4 protein-coding genes are annotated in these 2,608 nt (G+C 58.4%); 1 reads left to right on the top strand and 3 read right to left on the bottom strand.

Annotated features, from left to right (window positions below; translation table 11 throughout):
• From KB557_RS10575 to KB557_RS10565, 3 genes are all read right to left on the bottom strand, one after another.
• On the bottom strand, positions 1-187 hold a 187-nt coding region (locus KB557_RS10575), incomplete at its 3' end, for a hypothetical protein (RefSeq protein ID WP_255134017.1).
• A 280-nt stretch (positions 188-467) separates the two neighbouring features.
• A complete protein-coding gene (locus KB557_RS10570; protein WP_255134015.1) occupies positions 468-1,385 on the bottom strand; it encodes a sulfotransferase domain-containing protein in 918 nt (305 codons plus the stop codon).
• Complete coding sequence (locus KB557_RS10565; protein ID WP_255134013.1) at positions 1,382-2,341, bottom strand: hypothetical protein; 960 nt, start codon at positions 2,339-2,341, stop codon at positions 1,382-1,384. Before KB557_RS10565 ends, KB557_RS10570 begins: the two co-directional genes overlap by 4 nt.
• Here KB557_RS10565 and KB557_RS10560 point away from each other — a divergent pair.
• Positions 2,321-2,608, top strand: a 288-nt coding sequence (locus KB557_RS10560; RefSeq protein WP_255134011.1) for a hypothetical protein, incomplete at its 3' end; no start/stop codon positions are given. The two genes, KB557_RS10565 and KB557_RS10560, sit on opposite strands and share 21 nt — an antisense overlap.

Here is a 2,608-nt window from a genome sequence, read left to right as displayed (position 1 = left end):
AGGTGTGGAGGGGTTTGAGATATAATCGGTCAGGAGGGACCTGTTTGGAAAAAAATTCGAGAAGATTTTTTGGTTTGCCACTACCATCCGTATCCCCCGTCTCCAGCAGCGAAATCTTCGGTGTAACCCACTCCAACTGCTCTTGAGCGTGAGCGGGCACTAAATCTTTGAGGTCAGCAGAAGTCATAAGTCAGGCAGCAGGCAGCAGGCAGCAGGCACATCATAAACGCATTGCAGCACTTCAACAACATCCGCCCACTGCCCTCAACACCAAGTCAAAAACGCCCCGCCTTGACCGCCCAAAACTCTGCCGAGAGCAGGCAGAGCACCCAAATCAATAATCCACTTTCCAATCCAGAAACGCCGCCCAGACCCCCCACTCCCCGCCCAACACCCCCAGCAGCAGCACCGTGAGAGCACCACAGAGGGTCGTTGAGGCGTGTTGAGAGGGTGTGCACAACTGCGTCTCAGGCTGTCACTGGTGTGTTCAGCGCGTAGCCAAAACGAATCAGCGTTTCTGAGAAAGCCTCCTCTAATTGCAGGATCTGCGCAGCTGTGAGCTGCTCACGGCCCTCGCCGCTGCGGCCAGACCTGAAAAAACGCTCACATCCCTCCGGTTTCTCGCGAAAACCGCCTTCTTCTTCTTCCTTGGCGCGGAGCTTGTCGAAGCGTGTGTTGGCTACTGCTTCGCTGATCAAGGCCTCGTCAGTAGGTAGGTCGAGAAAATGTGCCAACCGCGTGAACTCAGCATTTGGCTTTGCTAGTAGATCTTCGTAGCGAAGCAGCAGCACGGGGATCAGTTGTTGATCTACCCAGCTCTGCACATGGTTCGCCCAGGTGCCCATAAACTGGCGCACTTGCTGGCCGCCGCGTTTACTAGACCTGCACAACCCAGCCTGTTCGTCCAGCAAAAAAGCCACGCAACGTTCTATGGGCCAGGAGAAGAAATGGCTCAAAGACACTGCCACATCTGCCGGATGGCGAATCACCACAACCGTGCCGCGGCAGCTCTCCACTGGCACCACCGGTCGCCCGCCGGAATCAGCAGTCAAAAAAGCATCATGCACTTTGTGGTAACGCAAACATTCGGCATAGAGCGCTCGCTGGTGACCCGCGCGCCCGCGCATTTTGTCGAGTTCAGCCCAGCTGAGGTCGCTGCTGTCGATGCCCAGCTGATCATCGAGCCAGTGGCGACTGCTCACAATCGAGCCCGTCGCAAGATCACGGTTTAGTCGCAGTTTGCGTTCCTCCTGAAGGGCCGCAGATGTGGCCTCCTCGCTGTCGAATCCAGCCAGGCGCCGCAGCTCAGTTATGAAAACGCGGCACCAGGTGTTGCCTGATTTTGGGTAGCTGGCCAGATACCAATAAGGCTCCTGCTCGCTCATGGCGTCACCAATTCCGCGGCCATAAGGAGATCCTGCTCTTGCAGCCAGCTCTGCATGGCTGCAATGCCTTGTGGTAACGGCAGTGTTGCCATTGGCACCCGCTGCTGCAGCATCGCTAATGCCATGAAGTTCGGGCCCTCCTGGCCTAAGCCGCGCACAAACCTTGGCCGAAATGCCTGATTGCGCAGGCGCAGCGCGGCCGTTTTTTGGCTGGTGATGCGGGTGATCTGCCCAGCATCAGGATCTGCCGCGTCGGGGCGGTGCTGGTGAATCAAATACATCGCCTGCAGTCGCACCGATTGGGGTGCTCGCTGGAGAGCCTCACCCATCAGTAGATATTTGTGCATCCCCTGCCGGATTGGTGGCAAGCAATCCGGATCCAAGCCAAACGCTTTAGCAGCGTCGTGCCAGAGCTTGATGCGTGGGATGCCAGGTAGCACCAGCCCATCAGTGCTCACCGCCACCAGATCGTCGGCCAGGAGCCTCCAGCCCTGCTGCATAAGCGCGTAGGCCAGGGTGGATTTACCGGCGCCGGAATGGCCCATGCACACGATGGCTTTGCCATCTTTTTCCAACGCATTGCCATGCAACACCAGGATGCCGCGCTGAATCAGCAAGGCCCCCACCGCTGAACCGAGCAGAAAGGTGCTGATGTCCTGGTCACTCACGCCACTGTGCAGCCGGTGCCAGGCGATGCGCTCGCCACCGGTGATCCGAAAGCAGCCGATGTCATCCACTGTGAGCCGCAGATCACCGCGGGCCATCTGCAGGAATGGGGTGTCGTGGGGCCCAGGCTCCAGCTGCGGCCAGCAGTTCGGTTCTTCTGGCTCGATTGCGATCAGCGGATCAGCTCCGGCCAACGCATCCACAGAACAGCCTGGTAATTCAGGAATTGCTAGGCCATGGGAGCGCCAGTTCAGCTCAAAAGCTCGGTAATGCGCCTGGCTACCAGTCATCCGTTGGTGGAGGAATTAATTGGTCTTAGTTTCATAGTTAATACGTTCGCCGCTGTCTGGGTGTACACCGTGTTGACACCAGCAGCCCTGGAAGCGACCAAAGCCCTGGTTCGGCTGGTGTTGCAGCGGGAACGCGAGGGCAACCTCGACGCCCCTGCCGGCCTAAGGCAGCAACTGGATGCTGTGCCAAAAGAAGCACTGCTGGCCGCCATCCGGCGCCATCGCTTGGAGTGCCTGCTGCATGGTGAACCGCTCGTGGCCAGCCTG

It is taken from the genome of Synechococcus sp. Cruz CV12-2-Slac-r, from assembly GCF_024346075.1.
Classification (GTDB): Bacteria; Cyanobacteriota; Cyanobacteriia; order PCC-6307; family Cyanobiaceae; genus Synechococcus_D.
The sequence above is the reverse complement of the archived record's forward strand: the minus strand, read 5'-3'. Positions and strand labels throughout refer to the sequence as shown.

Excerpts from the sequence above, each read along its gene's own strand:
- KB557_RS10570 (WP_255134015.1), bottom strand. The coding sequence starts at position 1,385 with ATGAGCGAGCAGGAGCCTTATTGGTATCTGGCCAGCTACCCAAAATCA.
- KB557_RS10565 (WP_255134013.1), bottom strand. The coding sequence starts at position 2,341 with ATGACTGGTAGCCAGGCGCATTACCGAGCTTTTGAGCTGAACTGGCGC.